Source organism: Thiomonas sp. (assembly GCF_034007205.1).
Classification (GTDB): domain Bacteria; phylum Pseudomonadota; class Gammaproteobacteria; order Burkholderiales; family Burkholderiaceae_C; genus Thiomonas.
This window is the reverse complement of record NZ_JAVERI010000009.1, coordinates 106,379-124,739: the sequence shown is the minus strand read 5'-3', so window position 1 is coordinate 124,739 and position 18,361 is coordinate 106,379. Positions and strand designations below refer to the sequence as shown.

Sequence of the window (18,361 nt, the reverse complement as noted above, 5' to 3'; positions counted from 1 at the left end):
CTGGGTCAGTCGTCAGGGTCAGTCCAGTTCCAGCACGGACCTGGCCACCGCGACGGTGTGCTCGGCGGTGATCCTGAAGTGCTGGTAGAGCTGCGCCGCGGGGGCGGATTCGCCGAAAGTGCGGATGCCGACGATGCCCCCGTCCAGACCGACGTATTTGTGCCAGAAGTCGGGATGCGCCGCCTCGATGGCCACGCGCGGCACGTCAGCGGGCAGCACCTCGATGCGGTAGGCCGCGTCCTGGCGGTCGAAGGCGTTGGTGCAGGGCATGGACACCACGCGCGCGGCAATGCCCTGCTCGGCCAGCATGCCTTGCGCCTTGAGCGCAATCTCGACTTCCGAGCCGGTGGCGATCAGCACGATCTCTGGCAGACCGTCCGGGGCTTCGGACAGCACATAGCCGCCGCGCGAGATGAAGCGCTCGGCATCTTCCGGGTGCGGGGTGGAGACCAGGTTCTGGCGCGACAGCAGCAGGGCGCTGGGGCCGTGCTTGTGCTCGATGGCGTGCTTCCAGGCGACGGCGGTTTCGAGCACGTCGGCCGGGCGCCACACGTCCAGATTGGGGATGAGGCGCAGGCTGGAGGGATGCTCGATGGGCTGGTGCGTCGGGCCGTCTTCGCCCAGACCGATGGAATCGTGCGAGAACACGTGGATGACGCGCTGCTTCATCAGCGCGCTCATGCGCACGCCGTTGCGCGAGTAGTCGGAGAACATCAGGAAGGTGCCGCCATAGGGCAGGAAGCCGCCGTGCAGCGCCATGCCGTTCATCATGGCCACCATGCCGAACTCGCGCACGCCGTAGGACAGGTAGTTGAACGCCGTACCCGGCGCGGCCTTCTCGAAGGGATGCGAGGCCTTGACCGCGGTGAGGTTGGAGCCGGTCAGGTCGGCCGAGCCGCCGAACAGGCCGGGCAGCGCGGGCACCAGCGTTTCGAGCGCGATCTGCGAGGACTTGCGCGTGGCGGTGGCCGCGGTGACTGCGCGCGCCTTGGCATAAAGCGTCTGCACCGTCTGGCCCCAGTCGGCCGGCAGATCGCCCGCCATGCGGCGCCTGAATTCGGCGGCGAGCTCGGGATGCGCCTTTTCATAGGCGGCGAAGCGCTCGTTCCAGTCGGCTTCGAGCTTGGCGCCGTGGAACCTGGCGTCCCAGGCCTGGTAGATGTCGGCGGGAATCTCGAACGGACCGTAGTCCCAGCCCAGCACCCCGCGGGTGGCGTCGGCCTCGGCCTGGCCGAGCGCGGCGCCGTGCACGTCGTGCGTGCCGGCCTTGTTGGGCGAACCCCAGCCGATGGTGGTGCGGCAGATGATGAGGGTGGGCCTGTCGCTGGTCTTGGCCTCGGCCGTGGCCTTTTCCACGGCAACGGCGTCATGGCCATCGATCGGGCCGATGACATTCCAGCCGTAGGACTCGAAGCGCAGCCGGGTGTTGTCGGTGAACCAGTGCTCGACATGGCCGTCGATGGAAATGCCGTTGTCGTCGTAGTAGGCGACGAGCTTGTTGAGCTTGAGGGTGCCGGCCAGCGAACAGGCCTCGTGACTGATGCCTTCCATCAGGCAGCCGTCGCCGAGAAACACATAGGTGTGGTGATCGACGACGGTGTGGCCCGGCTGGTTGAACTGCGCGGCCAGCACCTTCTCGGCCAGCGCCATGCCCACGGCGTTGGCGACGCCCTGGCCCAGCGGTCCGGTGGTGGTTTCGACCCCCGGGGTGTAGCCCACTTCGGGGTGTCCGGGGGTTTTGCTGTGCAACTGGCGGAAACGCTTGAGCTCTTCGATCGGCAGGTCGTAGCCGGTGAGGTGCAGCACGGCGTAGAGCAGCATCGAACCGTGGCCGTTGGACAGTACGAAGCGGTCGCGATTGGCCCAGTGCGGATTGGCCGGGTTGTGATGCATGTGGTTGCGCCACAGCACTTCGGCGATGTCGGCCATGCCCATCGGGGCGCCGGGGTGGCCGGAGTTGGCCGCCTGCACGCCGTCGATGGCGAGAAAGCGGATGGCGTTGGCCAGACGGCGGCGTTGTTGGGTATCGATTTGAGCGGTAGTCATGTTGATATTCTCCCTGGCTTAAGCGGCGCGGCGCTTGAGGTCCATCAGGCGCAGGATCATCGGCGTGAAGATGAGCTGCATCGCCAGCCCCATCTTGCCGCCGGGCACCACCAGGGTGTTGGGGCGGCTCATCCACGAGTCGTGGAGCATGGACACCAAATAGGGAAAGTCGATGCCCTTGGGGTTGGCAAAGCGGATGACCACCATGCTCTCGTCCAGGCTGGGAATGTCCTTGGCGATGAACGGATTGGACGTATCGACCGTGGGCACGCGCTGGAAATTGACGTGGGTGCGCGAGAACTGCGGCACGATGTAGTGCACATAGTCGGGCATGCGGCGCAGGATGGTGTCCATCACGGCCTCCTGCGAATAGCCGCGCTGGACCTGGTCGCGGTGCAGTTTCTGGATCCACTCCAGGTTGATGATGGGCACCACGCCGACGAGCAGATCGACCTGCCTGGCCACGTCGATCCTGTCGTCGGCATACCCCCCGTGCAGACCTTCGTAGAACATCAGATCGGAGCCCGGCTTGATGTCCTTCCACTCGGTGAAGTTGCCCGGCTCGACACCGAATTCGGCCGCCTCGCCCGCATCATGGATGTATTTGCGCACCTTGCCGCCGCCGGTCTCGCCGTAGGTCTTGAACACGTTTTCCAGCTCGCCCAGCAGGTTGGCGTCGGGGCCGAAGTGGCTGAAGTGGCGGTTGCCCGCGGCTTCCTGCTTTTTCATCTCTTCGCGCATTTCCATGCGGTTGTAGGCATGGAAGGAGTCGCCCTCGACGATCTGCGCAGTGAGATTTTCGCGGCGGAAGATGTGCTGGAAGCTGCGCATCACCGTGGTGGTGCCGGCGCCCGACGACCCGGTGATGGCGATGATGGGATGTTTGACAGACATGGTGCGAGCCTCTTTTCAATACAAGGAAATCCATTCATGCGGCGCTCATCTTGCGTGAGCCGCCGCCCGGTTCGATCTGGGGGCAAAGCACAGGCGCGGCAGAGGATGCCCCCGGTTCGGCGCAGGCCGCGGCGGGCGAACCCGATCGCCGCGGCGATCAGCGGCCGACTTCGTCGCGGTACAGCGAACGCTCTTTGAACAGCGGCGATTCGAAGGCCTTGTCTTCACCCCGATCGTACTCGGCGTGATAGCGCTCCAGACGTTCGATCTCGTTCCTGGAACCCAGCATCACCGGCACGCGCTGATGCAGCGAGCTTGGCTGCACCTCAAGAATACGCCCGCGCCCGGTGGACGCCGCGCCGCCGGCCTGCTCGACGATCATGCCGATGGGATTGGCCTCGTACATCAGGCGCAGGCGGCCGGGCTTGCTGGGGTCTTTGGTGTCCTTGGGGTACATGAAAATGCCGCCGCGCATCAGAATGCGATGCACGTCGGCCACCATCGAGGCGATCCAGCGGGTGTTGAAGTCGCGCTCGCGCGGACCGGTCTTGCCGGCCTTGCATTCGGCGACGTAGCGTTGCACCGGCGGCTCCCAGAAACGCTCGTTGCTGGTGTTGATGGCGAACTCGCTGGTGTCGGCGGGAATCTTGAGATCGGGATGGGTGAGCACGAAGTTGCCGATCTCGCGGTCGAGGGTGAAGCCGTGCGTGCCCTTGCCCACGGTCAGCACCAGCATGGTGGCCGGGCCGTAGATGGCGTAGCCGGCCGCGACCTGCTCGGTTCCGGGACGCAGGTAGTCGGCCACGGTGGGGTCACCGATCTTGGTGTGGCGCAGCACCGAGAAAATGGTGCCGACCGAGACGTTGACGTCGGTGTTCGACGAGCCGTCGAGCGGATCGAAGATCAGCAGATAGGGGCCGCGCTCGAACTCCTTGGGCAGGGTGTAGGGGTCGTCCATTTCCTCGGACGCCATGCCGGCCACCAGGCCGCCCCACTCGCAGGCCTGGATCATCGCCTCGTTGGACAGCACGTCGAGCTTTTTCTGCACCTCGCCCTGCACGTTCTGCGTGTCGAGCGCCCCGAGAAAGCCGCCGAGCGCGCCTTTGGAGGTCATGGCGGAGATGGCCTTGACCGCGGCGGTCACGTCCACGAGCAAGGCGGCGAGATCGGCCTGATCGTCGGTGCCGTGCAATTGCTCGATGAGGAATTTCGAAATGGTGGTGCGACCTGACTGCATGCTGGGGCTCCCAATGGTGATGGGCCACGGACAGCAAACCCATGCCGCCCCAGAAAAGGCGGACGAATCGGCTGGCTCGAGGCTCGATGACTTTTTGAAGCAACCTGCTGCGGCCCGGCTTGCCTTGAGCGGCGGCCCTGGCGTCAAGTCGCTTCAAAAAGCCCGCAGCCCCAAACGGAGACTCGCATGAACAGACTTCATTGGCTGCGGTAAAAGCTCCTGAAGCAGAACTTCGGAGCCCGTTCACAAGGGGTTGGCCTGCGAGCTGCCCTCGTGAGGCAGCGACCAGCTCAGCCAGAACGGCCGAATATAAGTGGATTGCTGAATTAAGGTAAATTCATTTTTTATTGCGATGTCGATAATCTTTGCTGATCTATATGAAAAACGTCACCCTGCGCCAGCTACGAGTCTTCAGTTCTGCCGCGCGTCACTTGAATTTCGGCAAGGCGGCGCGCGAAATGCATCTCACCCCGCCCGCCGTGTCGATGCAGATCCGCGAACTGGAGTCGCAGGTGGGGCTGCCGCTGTTCGAGCGTCAGGGCAAGACGGTCAGCCTGACGGTCACGGGAGAATATCTGCTGGTCTATGTGCGCAGGATTCTGGCCACGCTGAAAGACGCCGACGACGCGCTGGCACGCTTTCGCGGCATCGAGGCGGGCCGACTGACCGTAGGCATGGTGAGCACGGCCAAGTATTTCCTGCCGCGCATGCTGGCGCGATTCCGTCAGGAATATCCCCATGTGGAAGTGCGGCTGTCGGTGGGCAACCGCGAGTCGCTCGTCGCACAACTGCAGAACAGCGAGGTGGATCTGGCGGTGATGGGACGCCCGCCGCGCGATCTGGCCACGCGCGCCGAGCCCTTCGCCGCGCACCCGCTGGGCATCATCGCCGCGCCAGGACATCCGCTGCTGGCGGGAGAAGAGATGCCGGCCGAGGCGCTGGGCCAGTTCAGCTTCCTCATCCGTGAGCCGGGCTCGGGCACGCGCGCGGCGTTCGAGGAATATCAGCGGCAGTACCAGCTCGATCTGCCCGCCGTCATCGAGATGGACAGCAACGAGACCATCAAGCAGGCGGTCATGGCCGGCATGGGCATCAGCTTTCTGTCGCTGCACACCATCGGTCTGGAACTGCGCAGCGGCCTGCTGGCAGTGGCGCCGGTCGAAGGCCTGCCGCTGGTGCGGCGCTGGTATGTGGTCAACAGCCTGTCCAAGCTGCTCTCGCCCGCGGCGGAAACCTTCCGCTATTTCATCCTGGAACACGGCGAGGCGTTTCTCGCGGAAAGCTTCGGCGCGCTGCAGCCCCTGCCCGGCGAACAATCGGCCGCTGCCGCCGCAACCCCGCAGCAGGCCATTCAACCGGCCGCACTCGTCAACCGGCGCAAGGCCACGTCGAACTGACGATAGATCTCGGATGCACGCCCGACGCTGTAGTCGAGATCGCGCAGCAGGCCGTCCTTGAGGCCATAGATGCAGGCGTGCACGGTCACGTTCTGCCCGCGGCTCCAGGCGTCCTGCAGCACCGTGGTGCGGCAGACATTGCGCGCCTGCTCCAGCGCATTGAGTTCGCACAGCCGGTCGTAGCGCGCCTGCGGCCCGGACAGGTCGGCGAGTCGTCCGGCGTGGCTGTCCATGACCTCGCGCACATGCCCCAGCCAGTTGTCGGCCAGGCCGACGCGGCGGCCATCCAGTACCGTCTTGATGCCCGAGCAGTGATAGTGACCGACCACGAGCACATGCTCGACCTGCAGGATGTCCACCGCGAACTGCAGCGTGGACAGGGCGTTGAGATCGGACTGCGGCATCACATTGGCCACGTTGCGGTGCACGAACACCTCGCCCGGCGCGAGGTCGATGATTTCGTTGGCGGGCACGCGCGAATCGGAGCAGCCGATCCAGAAGTATTTCGGCGCCTGCTGCTGCGCCAGGCGTTCGAACAGCCCCGGATCGGTGCGGCGCACCCGATCCACCCAGGCGCGGTTGTTGTCGAACAGATGGCGGTAGGCGGGGTTGTCAAGCGCGTTGTTCATGTCGCGAGTGGCTTTCAAAGGTGAGTTGAACAAGGGCACAAAGCGGTGCGGTATCGGCCCGCAGCACGCGCGGGCCCAGGGTCGCGCGGGTGAAGCCGGCGGCAAGCGCCAGCGCCTCTTCGTCGGCGCTCAGCCCGCCTTCGGGTCCGGAAAGCACATGGGCCTGATCGCCCGCCGCCAGAGCGGGCAAAAGCGAGGCGGAGTCGGCCTGCGGACTCAGCAGAAGCCGAGCCGTGTTGGAGGGAAGATCGTCCAACCAGTCTGCCAGATGGCGAATCGGCGCAATGCGCGGCAGGCGGTTGCGGCCGCACTGCTCGCATGCCCCCGCCGCGATGCCCTGCCAATGCATCACCCGCCTCTGCGCCCGTTCTCCGCTCAGACGCAGCACACTGCGCTGCGTGATGAGCGGCTGGAGGCTGGCGGCGCCCAGTTCCGTGGCTTTTTCCACCAGCCAGTCCATGCGCTCGTTGGCGGGCATGCCGATGGCCAGGTGAATACGCGGGCCGGTCTCGCGCTCGATGGCGCGGTATTCGAGCACCTCGACCTGCTGCGCGCCCTGCAGTCGCGCCAGCCACTCGCCGCCCAAGCCGTCGAACAGCACGAGATTCTCTCCAGCTCGCAGCCGCAGCACCTGAACATGCCGCGAGGCCGCCGCTGGCAGGTCGAACAGACCGACTCGCAGCGCAGAAGGAATGAACAGCCGCGGCAGCATGGCAATCGCCGATCAGTCCAGCATCTGCGGCAAGGCTTGCGTGTCCGCCGAGAACAGGCGCACGCCTTCGGCGAGCTTCTCGCTGGCCATGCGATCGGCCTGCAGCGCCACACGAAATTCGGCTTCGTCGATGGCGGGCGGCAGGGCATCTTCCACGGCGCCGGGGCATGCCGGATCGAGCTGACGCGGCATGGGACGCGCGCTGTCAGCGAGTTCGTCCAGCAGCGCGGGGGCGATGGTCAGCAGGTCGCACCCGGCGAGCGCGGCGATCTGGTCGAGGTTGCGAAAGCTCGCGCCCATGACCTCGGTGCGCACGCCGTGCTGCTTGTAGTAGCGCCAGATGCGCAGCAGCGAGCGCACGCCCGGATCGTTCGCACCGCGCCGGGCGGCATCGTCCCAGCCTGCGCCGAGCTGCTGCCTGTGCCAATCGGTGATGCGCCCGACAAAGGGCGAGATGAGCTGCACCTGCGCGTCGGCGCAGGCCCGCGCCTGCTCGAAGTTGAACAGCAGGGTGAGATTGCAGGCGATGCCTTCCTGCTGCAACACACGCGCGGCGGCAATGCCCTCCCAGGTGGAGGCGATCTTGATGAGCACGCGCTCGCGCGGCACGCCTTGCGCGGCGTAGAGCGCGATGAGGCGGCGTGCGCGCGCCAGCGTGGCCGCCGTATCGAACGACAGCCGCGCATCGACCTCGGTGGACACGCGCCCCGGCACGCGCCGCAGGATTTCGATGCCAAACGCCACCAGCAGGCGATCCATGCGCTCTTCGGCGTGATGCGCGGGCGCGGCCTGCGCCTGGCGCAACAGCGCGCCATGGCGCGCATCGCGCGCGGCTTTCAGGATGAGGCTGGGATTGGTCGTGGCATCGCGCGCTTTCCAGCGCGAAACCAGATCCAGATCGGCGGTATCGACCACCACCGTGGTCGAGGCGGACAAGGCGTCGAGGGCGTGCATGGGCTCCATCGTACCGAGGGATCGAGCGGCGCACAGGTTCACTGCAGGCAAAGCCGAACTGCGGATCGAGTCATGGATTCAGCCCCGGACTGTTAATTTTTCCTGAATTCATCGGTCATTTATTGTTAGTTTTAATGATTGAATCAGCCTCCTACACTGCGTTTGCCTTGACACCACGGGGTCGAAATTTCAGACATCGCCGCGGTGCATTCAAGTTGTCGGATGGAGCACGAATCCCCTGTGCGATCCAGGGCATGGCAAGGCGAATGGGGCCATCTCAATCGTTTTTCAATGAAGCGCAAGTGAAGGAGCAAACCATGGCAGTGAAAACCTACAACGCCGGTGTGAAGGAATACCGGCAGACTTACTGGATGCCCGAGTACACGCCGCAGGATACCGACATCCTGGCCGTGTTCAAGATCACCCCCCAGCCGGGCGTGGACCGCGAGGAAGCCGCCGCCGCCGTGGCCGCCGAGTCTTCCACCGGCACCTGGACCACGGTGTGGACCGATCTGCTGACCGACCTCGACTACTACAAGGGCCGTGCCTATGCGATCGAGGACGTTCCCGGCGACGACACGTGCTTCTATGCCTTCATCGCCTACCCGATCGACCTGTTCGAAGAGGGTTCGGTGGTCAACGTGTTCACCTCGCTCGTCGGCAACGTGTTCGGCTTCAAGGCCGTGCGCGCGCTGCGCCTGGAAGACGTGCGCTTCCCCATCGCCTACGTCAAGACCTGCGGCGGCCCGCCCCACGGCATCCAGGTCGAGCGCGACATCATGAACAAGTACGGCCGGCCTCTCCTGGGCTGCACCATCAAGCCGAAATTGGGCCTTTCGGCCAAGAACTACGGCCGCGCCGTATATGAAGTGCTGCGCGGCGGCCTGGACTTCACCAAGGACGACGAGAACGTCAACAGCCAGCCCTTCATGCGCTGGCGCCAGCGCTTCGACTTCGTCATGGAAGCCATCGAGAAGGCCGAGCGCGAGACCGGCGAGCGCAAGGGCCATTATCTCAACGTGACCGCACCGACGCCGGAAGAAATGTACAAGCGGGCCGAGTACGCCAAGGAAATCGGCGCCCCCATCATCATGCACGACTACATCACCGGCGGCTTCTGCGCCCACACGGGACTGGCCGACTGGTGCCGCGACAACGGCGTGCTGCTGCACGTGCACCGCGCCATGCACGCCGTGCTCGACCGCAACCCGCACCACGGCATCCACTTCCGCGTGCTGGCCAAGGTACTGCGCCTGATGGGTGGCGACCACCTGCACTCCGGCACCGTCGTGGGCAAGCTCGAAGGCGACCGCGAGGCCACCCTGGGCTGGATCGACATCATGCGCGAGTCCTACATCAAGGAAGACCGTTCGCGCGGCATCTTCTTCGACCAGGACTGGGGCTCCATGCCCGGCGTCTTCCCGGTCGCCTCGGGCGGCATCCACGTCTGGCACATGCCCGCGCTGGTCACCATCTTCGGTGACGACTCGGTGCTGCAGTTCGGCGGCGGCACGCTCGGACATCCGTGGGGCAACGCAGCCGGCGCCGCGGCGAACCGGGTTGCGCTGGAAGCCTGCGTGGAAGCGCGCAACCGCGGCGTCGCCGTCGAGAAGGAAGGCAAGGCCATCCTGACCGAAGCGGCAAAGCACAGCCCCGAACTGAAGATCGCCATGGAAACCTGGAAAGAAATCAAGTTCGAGTTCGACACCGTCGACAAGCTGGACGTCGCGCACAAGTAAACCCCGGCGTTGCGAAAACCTGGCGCAGCGTGCACGGCCCAGGCCCGGCGCGCGGCGCGAATGAATCGATTTGAAAGGAAATCAAATGTCTGAAGTGATGGATTACAAAAGCCGGCTCTCCGACCCCGCCAGCCGCAAGTTCGAAACCTTCTCCTACCTGCCGGCCATGACCCCCGAGCAGATACGCAAGCAGGTGCAATACATCGTCTCCAAAGGCTGGAACCCCGCCATCGAGCACACAGAGCCCGAGCACCTGATGGACTCCTACTGGTACATGTGGAAGCTGCCGATGTTCGGCGAAACCGATGTGGACCGCATCCTGGCCGAAGCCGAAGCCTGCCACAAGGCCAACCCGGAGAACCACGTGCGGCTGATCGGCTACGACAACTTCAAGCAGTCGCAGGGCGCGTCGATGGTGATCTTCCGCGGCAAGACGGTGTGACCTTCGCTCCCTCGCCCCTCAAGGGTGGGGGAGCACCCCCAGGAGCATTCCATGACCCACATCATCGACCAATACCGCATCACCCAGGAACCGTATTACCGCCCGGTCGCCGACGAGATCGAACTGTTCGAGGCCGCCTACTCGGTGCGCATGCCCATGATGCTCAAGGGCCCCACCGGCTGCGGCAAGACCCGTTTCGTCGAATCCATGGCGTACCGGCTCAACAGGCCGCTCATCACCGTGGCCTGCAACGAGGACATGACCGCCTCCGACCTGGTCGGCCGCTTTCTGCTCTCGGCCACCGGCACCGAGTGGCAGGATGGCCCGCTGGCCATCGCCGCGCGGCACGGCGCCATCTGCTACCTCGACGAAATCGTCGAAGCGCGGCAGGACACCACCGTGGTCATCCACCCGCTGACCGACAACCGCCGCGTGCTGCCGCTGGAAAAAAAGGGCGAGCTGGTACACGCCCACCCCGACTTCCAGATCGTCATCTCCTACAACCCCGGCTACCAGAGCCTGATGAAGGATCTGAAGCAGTCCACCAAGCAGCGTTTCGGCGCCCTGGACTTCACCTATCCCGAAGCGGCCATCGAGGCCGAGATCGTGGTGCACGAGTCCGGCGTGCCCAAGGACGTGGCCGAGAAACTGGTGTCCATCGCCGAGCGCAGCCGCAACCTCAAGGGCCACGGCCTCGACGAAGGGCTGTCCACCCGCATGCTGATCTACGCCGGTTCGCTCATCGCCAAGGGTGTGGACGCCAAGGCCGCCTGCCGCGTGGCGCTGGTGCGCCCCATCACCGACGACCCCGACATGCGCGACGCGCTCGACGCCGCCGTCTCCACCTTTTTCTGATCCGTCCCGGCGAGCCAGGAGGCACAAGCATGGCCATCACCCTCGACGATTACGCCGACTATCTCGAAGACCTGTCGCCGCACAGCCGCAAGGTGCTCGAAGGCGCCTGGCACGACGCGACCAAGGTGCTCAGTCCGCGCGGACTGGACAACTACCTCAAGGGCGCGGGGGCGCTGCGCGGTCTGGGCAAGGGCGATTCGCTGGTGGAGAACTGGATCGACAACGCCCCGCTGGTGGCCAAGGAGGTGGGCGAAGACGTGGTGGCCGAACTCGCCACTGCCGCGCTCACCCTGGCCTCCAAGACCTCGGGCGCGGTCATCGAACGCCTGCTGGCCACCGCGCCGACCGCTGCCAAGCGCCTGGGCGATGCCGAGCTGTTTTCCAACTACCTGCAGTTCGTCAACACGCTCATCGCCCAGGCGCCGCGCGGCGTGCGTCCCATGCTCGACAAGCTCGACGTGCTGTTCTCCCAGCTCACCCTGGGCGGTCTGCGGCGCTGGGCGCTGTGGGGCGCGCACGCGCACCGCACCAACTACGAAGAGCAGATCGCCTACTTCAGCCTGCAGAGCAAGGAATCGCTCGCCATGCTGCAAAAAGAGCGCAAGGGCACGCTGCTGGTCGACGTGCAGCGCCGCATCAATATGTATCTGCGGGCGCTGTGGGCGCGCGACTTTTTCATGCGCCCGACTTCCGGCGACTTTGAAACCCGCGAAGGCTACAAGCCCTATATCGAAGACTATCTGCTGCACCTGCCCGACGCTTACGACGATTTTGCGGTCGAAGGCGGCGAGCCGGTGTCCGGCCTGGAGATCTACCGCGCCGCCGCCGCCCACTGCGCCGCGCATGTGGTGGAGACGAAACAACCGATTTCCGCCGAAGCGCTCACGCCCTACCAGATGGCCGTCATCGGCGTGATCGAAGACGCGCGGGTGGAAGCCCTGTCCATCCGCCGCTTCCCCGGCCTGAAGCAGCTCTGGGCCAGGCTGCACAGCGCCACGCCCGAGATGACGCACAGCGTGGGCGACCATCTCGACCGCCTCGCCCGCGCCCTGCTCGACGACGCCTATGCCGACGCCGACCCGTGGATCGTCGAAGGCCGCGCGCTGTTCGCCGCTGCGCAAGACCGCCTGCACGACAACCAGATTTCGTGGGACATCGGCGTCACTCTGGCGCACAGGCTGCAGGCCGAAAAGCGCCTGCCGTTCCACCCGCGCACCGACGTGCAGAGCGCACCCTACCGCGACGACAACCGCTACTTCTGGGAGTTCGCCGAGTTCGACTTCGACAAGGCTGCCAGCGCAGGCTATGAATCCGTCAAGCAGGTGCGCAAGCACGTCAGCGTGATGGAGATGGCCAACGAAGTCGACGTCGAAACCGCCGGTGACGATGCCGAGGAAATCTGGGTGCTCGGCACCGAGCTGTTTCCCTACGAAGACCTGGGCAAGAGCTACAACGAGCTGGAAGGCAAGGAGCCCATCTCCGAGCCCTTCCATTACGCCGAGTGGGACTACCAGATCCAGCTCGAACGCCCGGCCTGGGCCACGGTGCTGGAGCGGCGCGGCAAGCTCGGCGATCTGGCCCTCATCGATGCCATCACCGCGCAGTACAAGCGCGAGATCCACCGCATGAAGTTCCTGCTCGACGCCATGCAGCCGCAGGGCGTGCAGCGCATCCGCAAGCTCGAAGACGGCGACGAGATCGACATCAACGCGGCGATTGCCAGCTTCATCGACCTGCGCATGGGCCAGCAGCCCGATCCGCGCATCATGATGCGCAGCGTGCGCAGCGTGCGCGACTTCTCCATCCTGGTGCTGCTCGACCTGTCCGAATCGACCAACGACAAGGTCGCTGGACAGGACTATTCCGTGCTCGACCTCACCCGCCAGGCCTGCGTGCTGCTGGCAGACGCCATCAGCAAGGTGGGCGACCCCTTCGCCATCCACGGCTTCTGCTCCGACGGTCGCCACGATGTGCAGTACCTGCGCTTCAAGGACTTCGACCAGCACTGGAACGAAGAGCCCAAGGCGCGGCTGGCCGGCATGACCGGCCAGCTCTCCACCCGCATGGGCGCGGCCATCCGTCACGCCGGGCACCACCTGCAACTGCAGAAGTCGGCCAGGAAGCTGTTGCTGGTCATCACCGACGGCGAACCCGCCGACATCGACGTGCGCGACCCGCAATACCTGCGATCGGACGCCAAAAAGGCGGTGGAAGATGTCGCCAGGCACGGCGTGACCACCTATTGCCTGAGCCTGGACCCGCGCGCCGATCAGTACGTCGCCCGCATCTTCGGCCAGAACCGCTTCATGGTCGTCGATCATGTGCAGCGCCTGCCGGAAAAGCTGCCGCTGCTGTACGCCGGGCTGACGCGGTAGCGCGCCGTTTGTTCTTCTGACTTTTCACGCCAAACGCCGCATGGACAAATACGTCGGACTCGATCAGGACAGGCACGGCATCACCCAGCTCGGCCGCGTGGTGCTCGATGCCCGGGTGTTCGGCTTCATTGCCGACACGCAGGATTGCGCCGGCTGGAGCCTCGGCCAGATGCAGACCTTGATGGACAGGGTCGACAAGACCTGGGATCAGTACGGCAACCTCCCCAGCCGCCTGCCGCCTGAACTCGCCGAGCGCCACACCCGCATCTACACCGAGGCCGTGGCCCGCGCCAAGGAGCGGGGCTGGAATGCGGAGTTGGGGGAAGACGAGTAAGGCTCATGAGAAAACTTGGGGCGGCCTGGCGTTTTCCCATCAGGGTGAGGAAGCGGTCGGGCAGGCAACCCGGACTCGTCCCAGCATGACAGAGCCCGCTCGCGGAGGGCACAATGCGGCATCGAGACGGCGCATCGCCGTCTTGCCCCATGGAGCATCCATTCATGATCTACAAGTTTCAATCGAAGGCCGATAGCGATTTGTTCATGAACGCCGGGCCGGCCCAGCGCATTCTGTCCATCATCGGCAAGTCGGCCGGGCCGCAGGGCATCATCGAACCGGCTGAAATGCCTGCCGCCATTGCTGCGCTCGAAGCCGCCGTCCAGGAGGAAGAGCAGGCGCGCAATGCCGCCCTGGAGGCCGACGCGGCCGACGGACAGGCCGCCTCCGCCGCACAGCCCATCGGGTTGAAGCAGCGCGCCTGGCCGTTCATCCAGATGCTCAAGCGTTGCCAGCAGGCCGATACGCCGGTGGTCTGGGGCGTCTGAACCGCCGTGCACGGGCATCCTGCGGTCGATTCCGCGCGGGGCATGCCCGGCTGCACCAAGCGCTCGACATCGAACACGCCGCCTCGCAGATCGAGACCGTGGTCTGCACCCGCCCCGCTCAGGCCCACTTCCACCCGGGCTGATGGTCTGCGAGCGGGGTGGTGAAGTCGGCCGAGCCAAAACGAGACCTGCATGCGCCACCAAGTCTGCGAAAACGATGGGGGACTCGCGCATCAGATCAACTCGATCATGGAATGGATGCACGCGGTGGCGTTGCGGCCGCAACCGTAACGTGTGCTTGTGGAAATGGGTTGACCGGAAACCGTTTGGAAACAGTTGGTTTACATTCGTCCAGCAAAATCCGTCAAAGGGTCTCGACAGTGTTGTCGACATCAGCGGGAGTATTGCGTTGACCATTGCACCATTTCGTCGGAACTTCAGAAGACATCGGCGCATCAAATTTTGGAGGTTTGCCATGCAGCAGCTCCGTCTTTCTAAGCGCGTTTTTCTCGCCCTTGCCGTGGGCGGGCTGCTTGCGCTGCCGGGCTTGGCCCAGGCCCGCGTGTTCTGGAGCGTCGGCGTGGGTTTGCCGGTGTATTACTACGGCTCGCCCTGGTATTCTGGCTGGGGCGGTGGGTGGTATGCACCTTATCCAGTCTATGGCGGCTGGTACGACTGGAACCCTCCGGTCATCGTGGAGCAGCAGCCCGTGGTGGTGCAATCGCTGCCGCCCGGTCCGGCGCCACAGTCGTTCTGGTATTACTGCCGGAATCCGGCTGGCTACTACCCTTATGTCTCGGTCTGCCCCGGCGGGTGGACTCCAGTGCCCGCCACGCCCCCTCCGCCGCCTGCCAAGTGATTCACGGCTTGTTTCCCATAACGACTTTTGAGGACGCATCATGCGAATTCATCGAAACCTTCGGTTTTATCGAAACCTTCGGTTTTATCGAAACCTTCGGTTTTATCGAAACCTTCGGTTTTCCCGAAACCTTGGGTTTTCCCGTCCGTTGTTTGTTCTTCCTGCCATTCTGGGCGCGCTCGTGCTGGGGGGCTGCGCCACCGCACCGCTCGGGCCGACGATTGCCGTCATGCCCGCGCCGGGCATGCCTTTCGAACAGTTCCAGGCCATCGATGCAGTCTGCCGTCAGTTTGCCGCGCAGCAGGCGGCTCCCTACCAGGGCGGGGCCAGCAATTCCGGCTTGACCTCGGCGGCTGTGGCCACCGGCGTCGGTGCCGCAGCCGGGGCGCTGATCGGCGGCAACAGCCAGGGCGCCGGTGTCGGCGCGGGCGTGGGCCTGCTCGCAGGCAGCGCCGGTGGCGCGGGGTCTTATTCCGATACGCAATACAGTGCACAACGTGCCTACAACATTGCGTATCAACAGTGCATGTACTCCAAGGGAGCGCAGGTGCCGGGCTACACCGCACCACGCTATGTGCCGCCACCTCCGCCCCCGGCCTACCCCGCGCAGCCTTCCTATCAGCCCGCGCCGCAGCAACCGACCTACCCGCCCGCCCAACCCCCGGCGCAATGAGGCAGACCGGATGGGTGCCCAGCGTTGGCGGGCGATGGGGCGGGTTGCTGGCGCACGGCGTTACTTTGCGTGACAACTGGTCACGGCAAGGCGGGCGTTTTAGCGAACGCGGCGGCTATCATGCCCCGCGACCATGAGTACCCCTGCTGATTCCGCGCCTGCGGGTTCCCCCAAGCCGCCTGCCGGCCGCAACGAGCGTCGCCGCCCGGCGCGTTCGCTGCCGCTGTGGCTGCGATTTCTTCTCGGCGCAGCGCTGCTGGGCGCAGCCGGGCTGCTGGCGCTGGTGTTTGCCGTGGTCATGCTCTATCCGCGGCTGCCCGCACTGAGCGAGCTCACCGACTATCGCCCCGACCTGCCGCTGCGGGTGTATTCGGCCGAGGGCACGCTGATCGGCGAGTTTGGCGTGCAGCGCCGCACGGTGGTGCCGTTTGCGCAGATCCCGCTGCAGGTGCGCCAGGCCTTTCTCGCAGCCGAAGACGCGCAGTTCTACCAGCACGGCGCGGTGGACTGGACGGGGGTGTTTCGCGCCGCCCTGGCCGACCTGATGCACGGCGCGGCGGTGCAGGGCGCGTCCACCATCACCATGCAGGTGGCGCGCGACTTCTATCTCAGTCCGCAGAAAACGCCGCTGCGCAAGTTCACCGAAGCGCTGATGGCCTACAAGATCGAGCACGAGCTGAGCAAGGATCAGATTCTCGAGCGCTACCTCAATCAGGTCTATCTCGGCCAGCGCGCCTATGGCGTGGCCGCTGCGGCGCAGGTGTATTACGGCAAGCCGCTCGACCAGCTCAGCCTGGCGCAGATCGCCGTGCTGGCGGGCCTGCCCAAGGCGCCTTCGGCCTTCAACCCGCAGACCAATATCAAGGCCGCGCTGATTCGCCAGCATTACGTGCTGGGCCGCATGCTGGCACTGGGCGACATCACCCGGGTGGAGTATGACGACGCCATGCAGGCGCCGCTCGATGTCGTGGCCGGACAGGGTCTGCTGCGCTACAAGGTGGACGCCGATTACGCCGCCGAGCAGGTGCGCCAAATCATGGTGGCACGCTTTGGCGAGGCGGCCTATACCGATGGCTACAAGGTCTACACCACGTTGCACGACCGCGACCAGAAGGCCGCAGTCGATGCGGTGCACGCCGGGGTGCTGGCCTATGACCAGCGCCACGGCTGGCGCGGACCGCAGGCGCGCATCGACCTGCCCGAGCACGATGCCGATGCCTTGGCCGTGGCGATCAAGGCGCTCAAACCCTATGACGCAGCGGGCGGACTACATCCGGCCGTGGTGCTGCACGCCAGCCCCAAGCGGGTCGAGACCATGCTGAAATCGGGCAATACGGTGGAACTCGGCGGCGATGCGCTCAAGTTCGCCGCCGCGGGCCTTTCGCCCAAGGCCAGCGACAAGCTGCGCATCGATCGCGGCAGCGTGGTCTGGCTGCAGAAGCTGGCCAAGGGCTGGCGCATCGCGCAGATGCCCGATGTGCAGTCGGCGCTGGTGTCGCTCGATCCGAAAGACGGTGCGGTGCGCGCCTGGGTGGGCGGCTTCGACTACAACCACGAGAAGTTCGACCACGTGAACCAGGCCTTCCGCCAGCCCGGATCGAGCTTCAAGCCCTTCATCTATTCCGCGGCGATCGACGAGGGACTGGCGCCGACGACGGTCATCGACGATTCGCCCATCACCATTTCGCAGGGCCCCGGTCTGCCGCCGTGGACGCCGCACAACTACGACAACGAGCAGCTCGGCGCGATTCCGGCATCGCTGGCGCTGGCGCATTCCGACAACGTCTGTGCGGTCAAGGTGCTGCTGGCCGTGGGCATCCCCTACGCCCGCCAGTTCGCCTCGCGCTTCGGCCTGCCGCTCGATCAGATTCCGCCCTATCCGACCATGGTGCTGGGCGCGGGCAGCTTCACGCCGCTGCAGATGGCCACCGCCTATGCGGTATTCGCCAACGGCGGCTCGCTGGTCGAGCCCTACCTCATCCAGCGCATCGTCGATGCCCGCGGCGCCGAGGTCTACGTGCACAAGCCCGTCGTCGCGGGGCGGAACGCGCCGCGCATCATCAGCGCGGCCAATGCCTTTCTCACCACGCAGATGATGCAGGCGGTGATCCAGCGCGGCACCGGCGCGGCGGCGCGGTCGCTGGGGCGCATCGATCTGGCGGGCAAGACCGGCACCTCGCAGAATTTCCACGACGCCTGGTTCGACGGCTTCAACCCCGATCTGGTGGCCATCACCTGGATGGGCTACAACAACCAGCGCGACCTCTACCGTGGCGAGCAGGGCGCCAAGGCCGCGCTGCCGATCTGGATGGATTACATGCGTGTGGCGCTGCAGGGCAAGCCCGACGTGCCCTGGCCCGTGCCGCCGGGGGTGATCATGGCGCAGGTGAACCCGGCCACAGGGTTTGCCTCGAACGCGCCTGGCGCGGTGAGCGGCTATTTCCTGCAGAACTTCCCGCCGCTGGCCATCGATGCCATGATGCCGCTGTCGGCCTCGGCTTCGGCGCCCGCGGGGGCCGTGAGTACGGGCAGTGGCGGCATGCTGGTCGGGCCCGGCGGCGTGCCGGTGGGCACGTCCACCGTCAGCGTGCGCGGTCAGGGGCCGGGCACGCACCCGGCCGCCATCGCCCAGCCGGTGCCGCCGCAGCCCGTGCTCGCGCCCGGTGCCATCCTGCCCTCGCTGGGCGGCGGTCACTGAAGCCGCGCCGAGACCGAGCCGGGTGCGCT

General features: G+C 65.5%; 16 protein-coding genes. 10 read left to right on the top strand and 6 right to left on the bottom strand.

The genetic code is table 11. The features are described 5' to 3' along the window. Nucleotides 1-18 precede the first annotated feature (18 nt). From tkt to RBR52_RS09300, 3 genes are all read right to left on the bottom strand, one after another. On the bottom strand, nucleotides 19-2,046 hold the full coding sequence (gene tkt, locus RBR52_RS09310; protein WP_320376934.1) for a transketolase: 2,028 nt from the start codon (nucleotides 2,044-2,046) through the stop codon (nucleotides 19-21). A gap of 18 nt (nucleotides 2,047-2,064) precedes the next feature. Next, nucleotides 2,065-2,940, bottom strand: a complete 876-nt coding sequence (locus tag RBR52_RS09305) for a phosphoribulokinase (RefSeq protein ID WP_320376933.1) — start codon at nucleotides 2,938-2,940, stop codon at nucleotides 2,065-2,067. Nucleotides 2,941-3,097: 157 nt separating this feature from the next. Continuing rightward, nucleotides 3,098-4,177 carry a class 1 fructose-bisphosphatase gene (locus tag RBR52_RS09300; protein ID WP_320376932.1) on the bottom strand — a complete coding sequence of 360 codons (1,080 nt, stop codon included), beginning with the start codon at nucleotides 4,175-4,177 and terminating at the stop codon, nucleotides 3,098-3,100. A gap of 377 nt (nucleotides 4,178-4,554) precedes the next feature. On the opposite strand from RBR52_RS09300, the gene RBR52_RS09295 reads away from it, so the two are divergent. Beyond that, complete coding sequence (locus RBR52_RS09295) at nucleotides 4,555-5,574, top strand: LysR family transcriptional regulator (protein WP_320376931.1); 1,020 nt, start codon at nucleotides 4,555-4,557, stop codon at nucleotides 5,572-5,574. On the opposite strand, the gene RBR52_RS09290 is transcribed toward RBR52_RS09295, so the two are convergent. Genes RBR52_RS09290 through tal form a run of 3 tightly spaced genes read right to left on the bottom strand, consistent with a single transcriptional unit; the run spans nucleotide 5,529 to nucleotide 7,869 of the window. Next, the gene (locus tag RBR52_RS09290; protein WP_320376930.1) at nucleotides 5,529-6,203 is read right to left on the bottom strand and encodes a carbonic anhydrase; all 675 of its coding nucleotides are present in this window, start codon (nucleotides 6,201-6,203) and stop codon (nucleotides 5,529-5,531) included. The two genes, RBR52_RS09295 and RBR52_RS09290, sit on opposite strands and share 46 nt — an antisense overlap. Continuing rightward, nucleotides 6,187-6,915 (bottom strand): 16S rRNA (uracil(1498)-N(3))-methyltransferase, encoded by a 729-nt coding sequence (locus tag RBR52_RS09285; RefSeq protein WP_320376929.1) that lies wholly within the window; start codon nucleotides 6,913-6,915, stop codon nucleotides 6,187-6,189. Before RBR52_RS09285 ends, RBR52_RS09290 begins: the two co-directional genes overlap by 17 nt. A 12-nt stretch (nucleotides 6,916-6,927) precedes the next feature. After that, complete coding sequence (tal, locus tag RBR52_RS09280) at nucleotides 6,928-7,869, bottom strand: transaldolase (protein ID WP_320376928.1); 942 nt, start codon at nucleotides 7,867-7,869, stop codon at nucleotides 6,928-6,930. A 317-nt stretch (nucleotides 7,870-8,186) separates the two neighbouring features. Here tal and RBR52_RS09275 point away from each other — a divergent pair, with 317 nt between their 5' ends. From RBR52_RS09275 to RBR52_RS09235, 9 genes are all read left to right on the top strand, one after another. Next, a complete protein-coding gene (locus RBR52_RS09275) occupies nucleotides 8,187-9,608 on the top strand; it encodes a form I ribulose bisphosphate carboxylase large subunit (RefSeq protein ID WP_320376927.1) in 1,422 nt (473 codons plus the stop codon). 85 nt (nucleotides 9,609-9,693) lie between these two features. After that, on the top strand, nucleotides 9,694-10,050 hold the full coding sequence (locus RBR52_RS09270; RefSeq protein ID WP_320376926.1) for a ribulose bisphosphate carboxylase small subunit: 357 nt from the start codon (nucleotides 9,694-9,696) through the stop codon (nucleotides 10,048-10,050). A gap of 51 nt (nucleotides 10,051-10,101) precedes the next feature. Further along, a complete protein-coding gene (locus RBR52_RS09265; RefSeq protein ID WP_320376925.1) occupies nucleotides 10,102-10,905 on the top strand; it encodes a CbbQ/NirQ/NorQ/GpvN family protein in 804 nt (267 codons plus the stop codon). Between the two features lie 29 nt (nucleotides 10,906-10,934). Beyond that, a complete protein-coding gene (locus tag RBR52_RS09260; protein WP_320376924.1) occupies nucleotides 10,935-13,280 on the top strand; it encodes a nitric oxide reductase activation protein NorD in 2,346 nt (781 codons plus the stop codon). A 40-nt stretch (nucleotides 13,281-13,320) separates the two neighbouring features. Continuing rightward, nucleotides 13,321-13,614: a hypothetical protein gene (locus RBR52_RS09255; RefSeq protein WP_320376923.1), complete on the top strand. Its 294-nt coding sequence runs from the start codon at nucleotides 13,321-13,323 to the stop codon at nucleotides 13,612-13,614. Nucleotides 13,615-13,778: 164 nt separating this feature from the next. Then, nucleotides 13,779-14,102, top strand: coding sequence for a DUF1840 domain-containing protein (locus RBR52_RS09250; protein WP_320376922.1), 324 nt, complete (start codon nucleotides 13,779-13,781; stop codon nucleotides 14,100-14,102). Between the two features lie 475 nt (nucleotides 14,103-14,577). Beyond that, nucleotides 14,578-14,961 (top strand): hypothetical protein, encoded by a 384-nt coding sequence (locus RBR52_RS09245; protein ID WP_320376921.1) that lies wholly within the window; start codon nucleotides 14,578-14,580, stop codon nucleotides 14,959-14,961. Between the two features lie 148 nt (nucleotides 14,962-15,109). After that, a complete protein-coding gene (locus RBR52_RS09240) occupies nucleotides 15,110-15,634 on the top strand; it encodes a hypothetical protein (RefSeq protein ID WP_320376920.1) in 525 nt (174 codons plus the stop codon). Nucleotides 15,635-15,767: 133 nt separating this feature from the next. Next, nucleotides 15,768-18,332, top strand: a complete 2,565-nt coding sequence (locus RBR52_RS09235) for a penicillin-binding protein 1A (protein ID WP_320376919.1) — start codon at nucleotides 15,768-15,770, stop codon at nucleotides 18,330-18,332. Nucleotides 18,333-18,361: the final 29 nt, after the last annotated feature.

Excerpts from the sequence above, each read along its gene's own strand:
- tkt (WP_320376934.1), bottom strand. The coding sequence starts at position 2,046 with ATGACTACCGCTCAAATCGATACCCAACAACGCCGCCGTCTGGCCAAC.
- RBR52_RS09305 (WP_320376933.1), bottom strand. The coding sequence starts at position 2,940 with ATGTCTGTCAAACATCCCATCATCGCCATCACCGGGTCGTCGGGCGCC.
- RBR52_RS09300 (WP_320376932.1), bottom strand. The coding sequence starts at position 4,177 with ATGCAGTCAGGTCGCACCACCATTTCGAAATTCCTCATCGAGCAATTG.
- RBR52_RS09295 (WP_320376931.1), top strand. The coding sequence starts at position 4,555 with ATGAAAAACGTCACCCTGCGCCAGCTACGAGTCTTCAGTTCTGCCGCG.
- RBR52_RS09290 (WP_320376930.1), bottom strand. The coding sequence starts at position 6,203 with ATGAACAACGCGCTTGACAACCCCGCCTACCGCCATCTGTTCGACAAC.
- RBR52_RS09285 (WP_320376929.1), bottom strand. The coding sequence starts at position 6,915 with ATGCTGCCGCGGCTGTTCATTCCTTCTGCGCTGCGAGTCGGTCTGTTC.
- tal (WP_320376928.1), bottom strand. The coding sequence starts at position 7,869 with ATGCACGCCCTCGACGCCTTGTCCGCCTCGACCACGGTGGTGGTCGAT.
- RBR52_RS09275 (WP_320376927.1), top strand. The coding sequence starts at position 8,187 with ATGGCAGTGAAAACCTACAACGCCGGTGTGAAGGAATACCGGCAGACT.
- RBR52_RS09270 (WP_320376926.1), top strand. The coding sequence starts at position 9,694 with ATGTCTGAAGTGATGGATTACAAAAGCCGGCTCTCCGACCCCGCCAGC.
- RBR52_RS09265 (WP_320376925.1), top strand. The coding sequence starts at position 10,102 with ATGACCCACATCATCGACCAATACCGCATCACCCAGGAACCGTATTAC.
- RBR52_RS09260 (WP_320376924.1), top strand. The coding sequence starts at position 10,935 with ATGGCCATCACCCTCGACGATTACGCCGACTATCTCGAAGACCTGTCG.
- RBR52_RS09255 (WP_320376923.1), top strand. The coding sequence starts at position 13,321 with ATGGACAAATACGTCGGACTCGATCAGGACAGGCACGGCATCACCCAG.
- RBR52_RS09250 (WP_320376922.1), top strand. The coding sequence starts at position 13,779 with ATGATCTACAAGTTTCAATCGAAGGCCGATAGCGATTTGTTCATGAAC.
- RBR52_RS09245 (WP_320376921.1), top strand. The coding sequence starts at position 14,578 with ATGCAGCAGCTCCGTCTTTCTAAGCGCGTTTTTCTCGCCCTTGCCGTG.
- RBR52_RS09235 (WP_320376919.1), top strand. The coding sequence starts at position 15,768 with ATGAGTACCCCTGCTGATTCCGCGCCTGCGGGTTCCCCCAAGCCGCCT.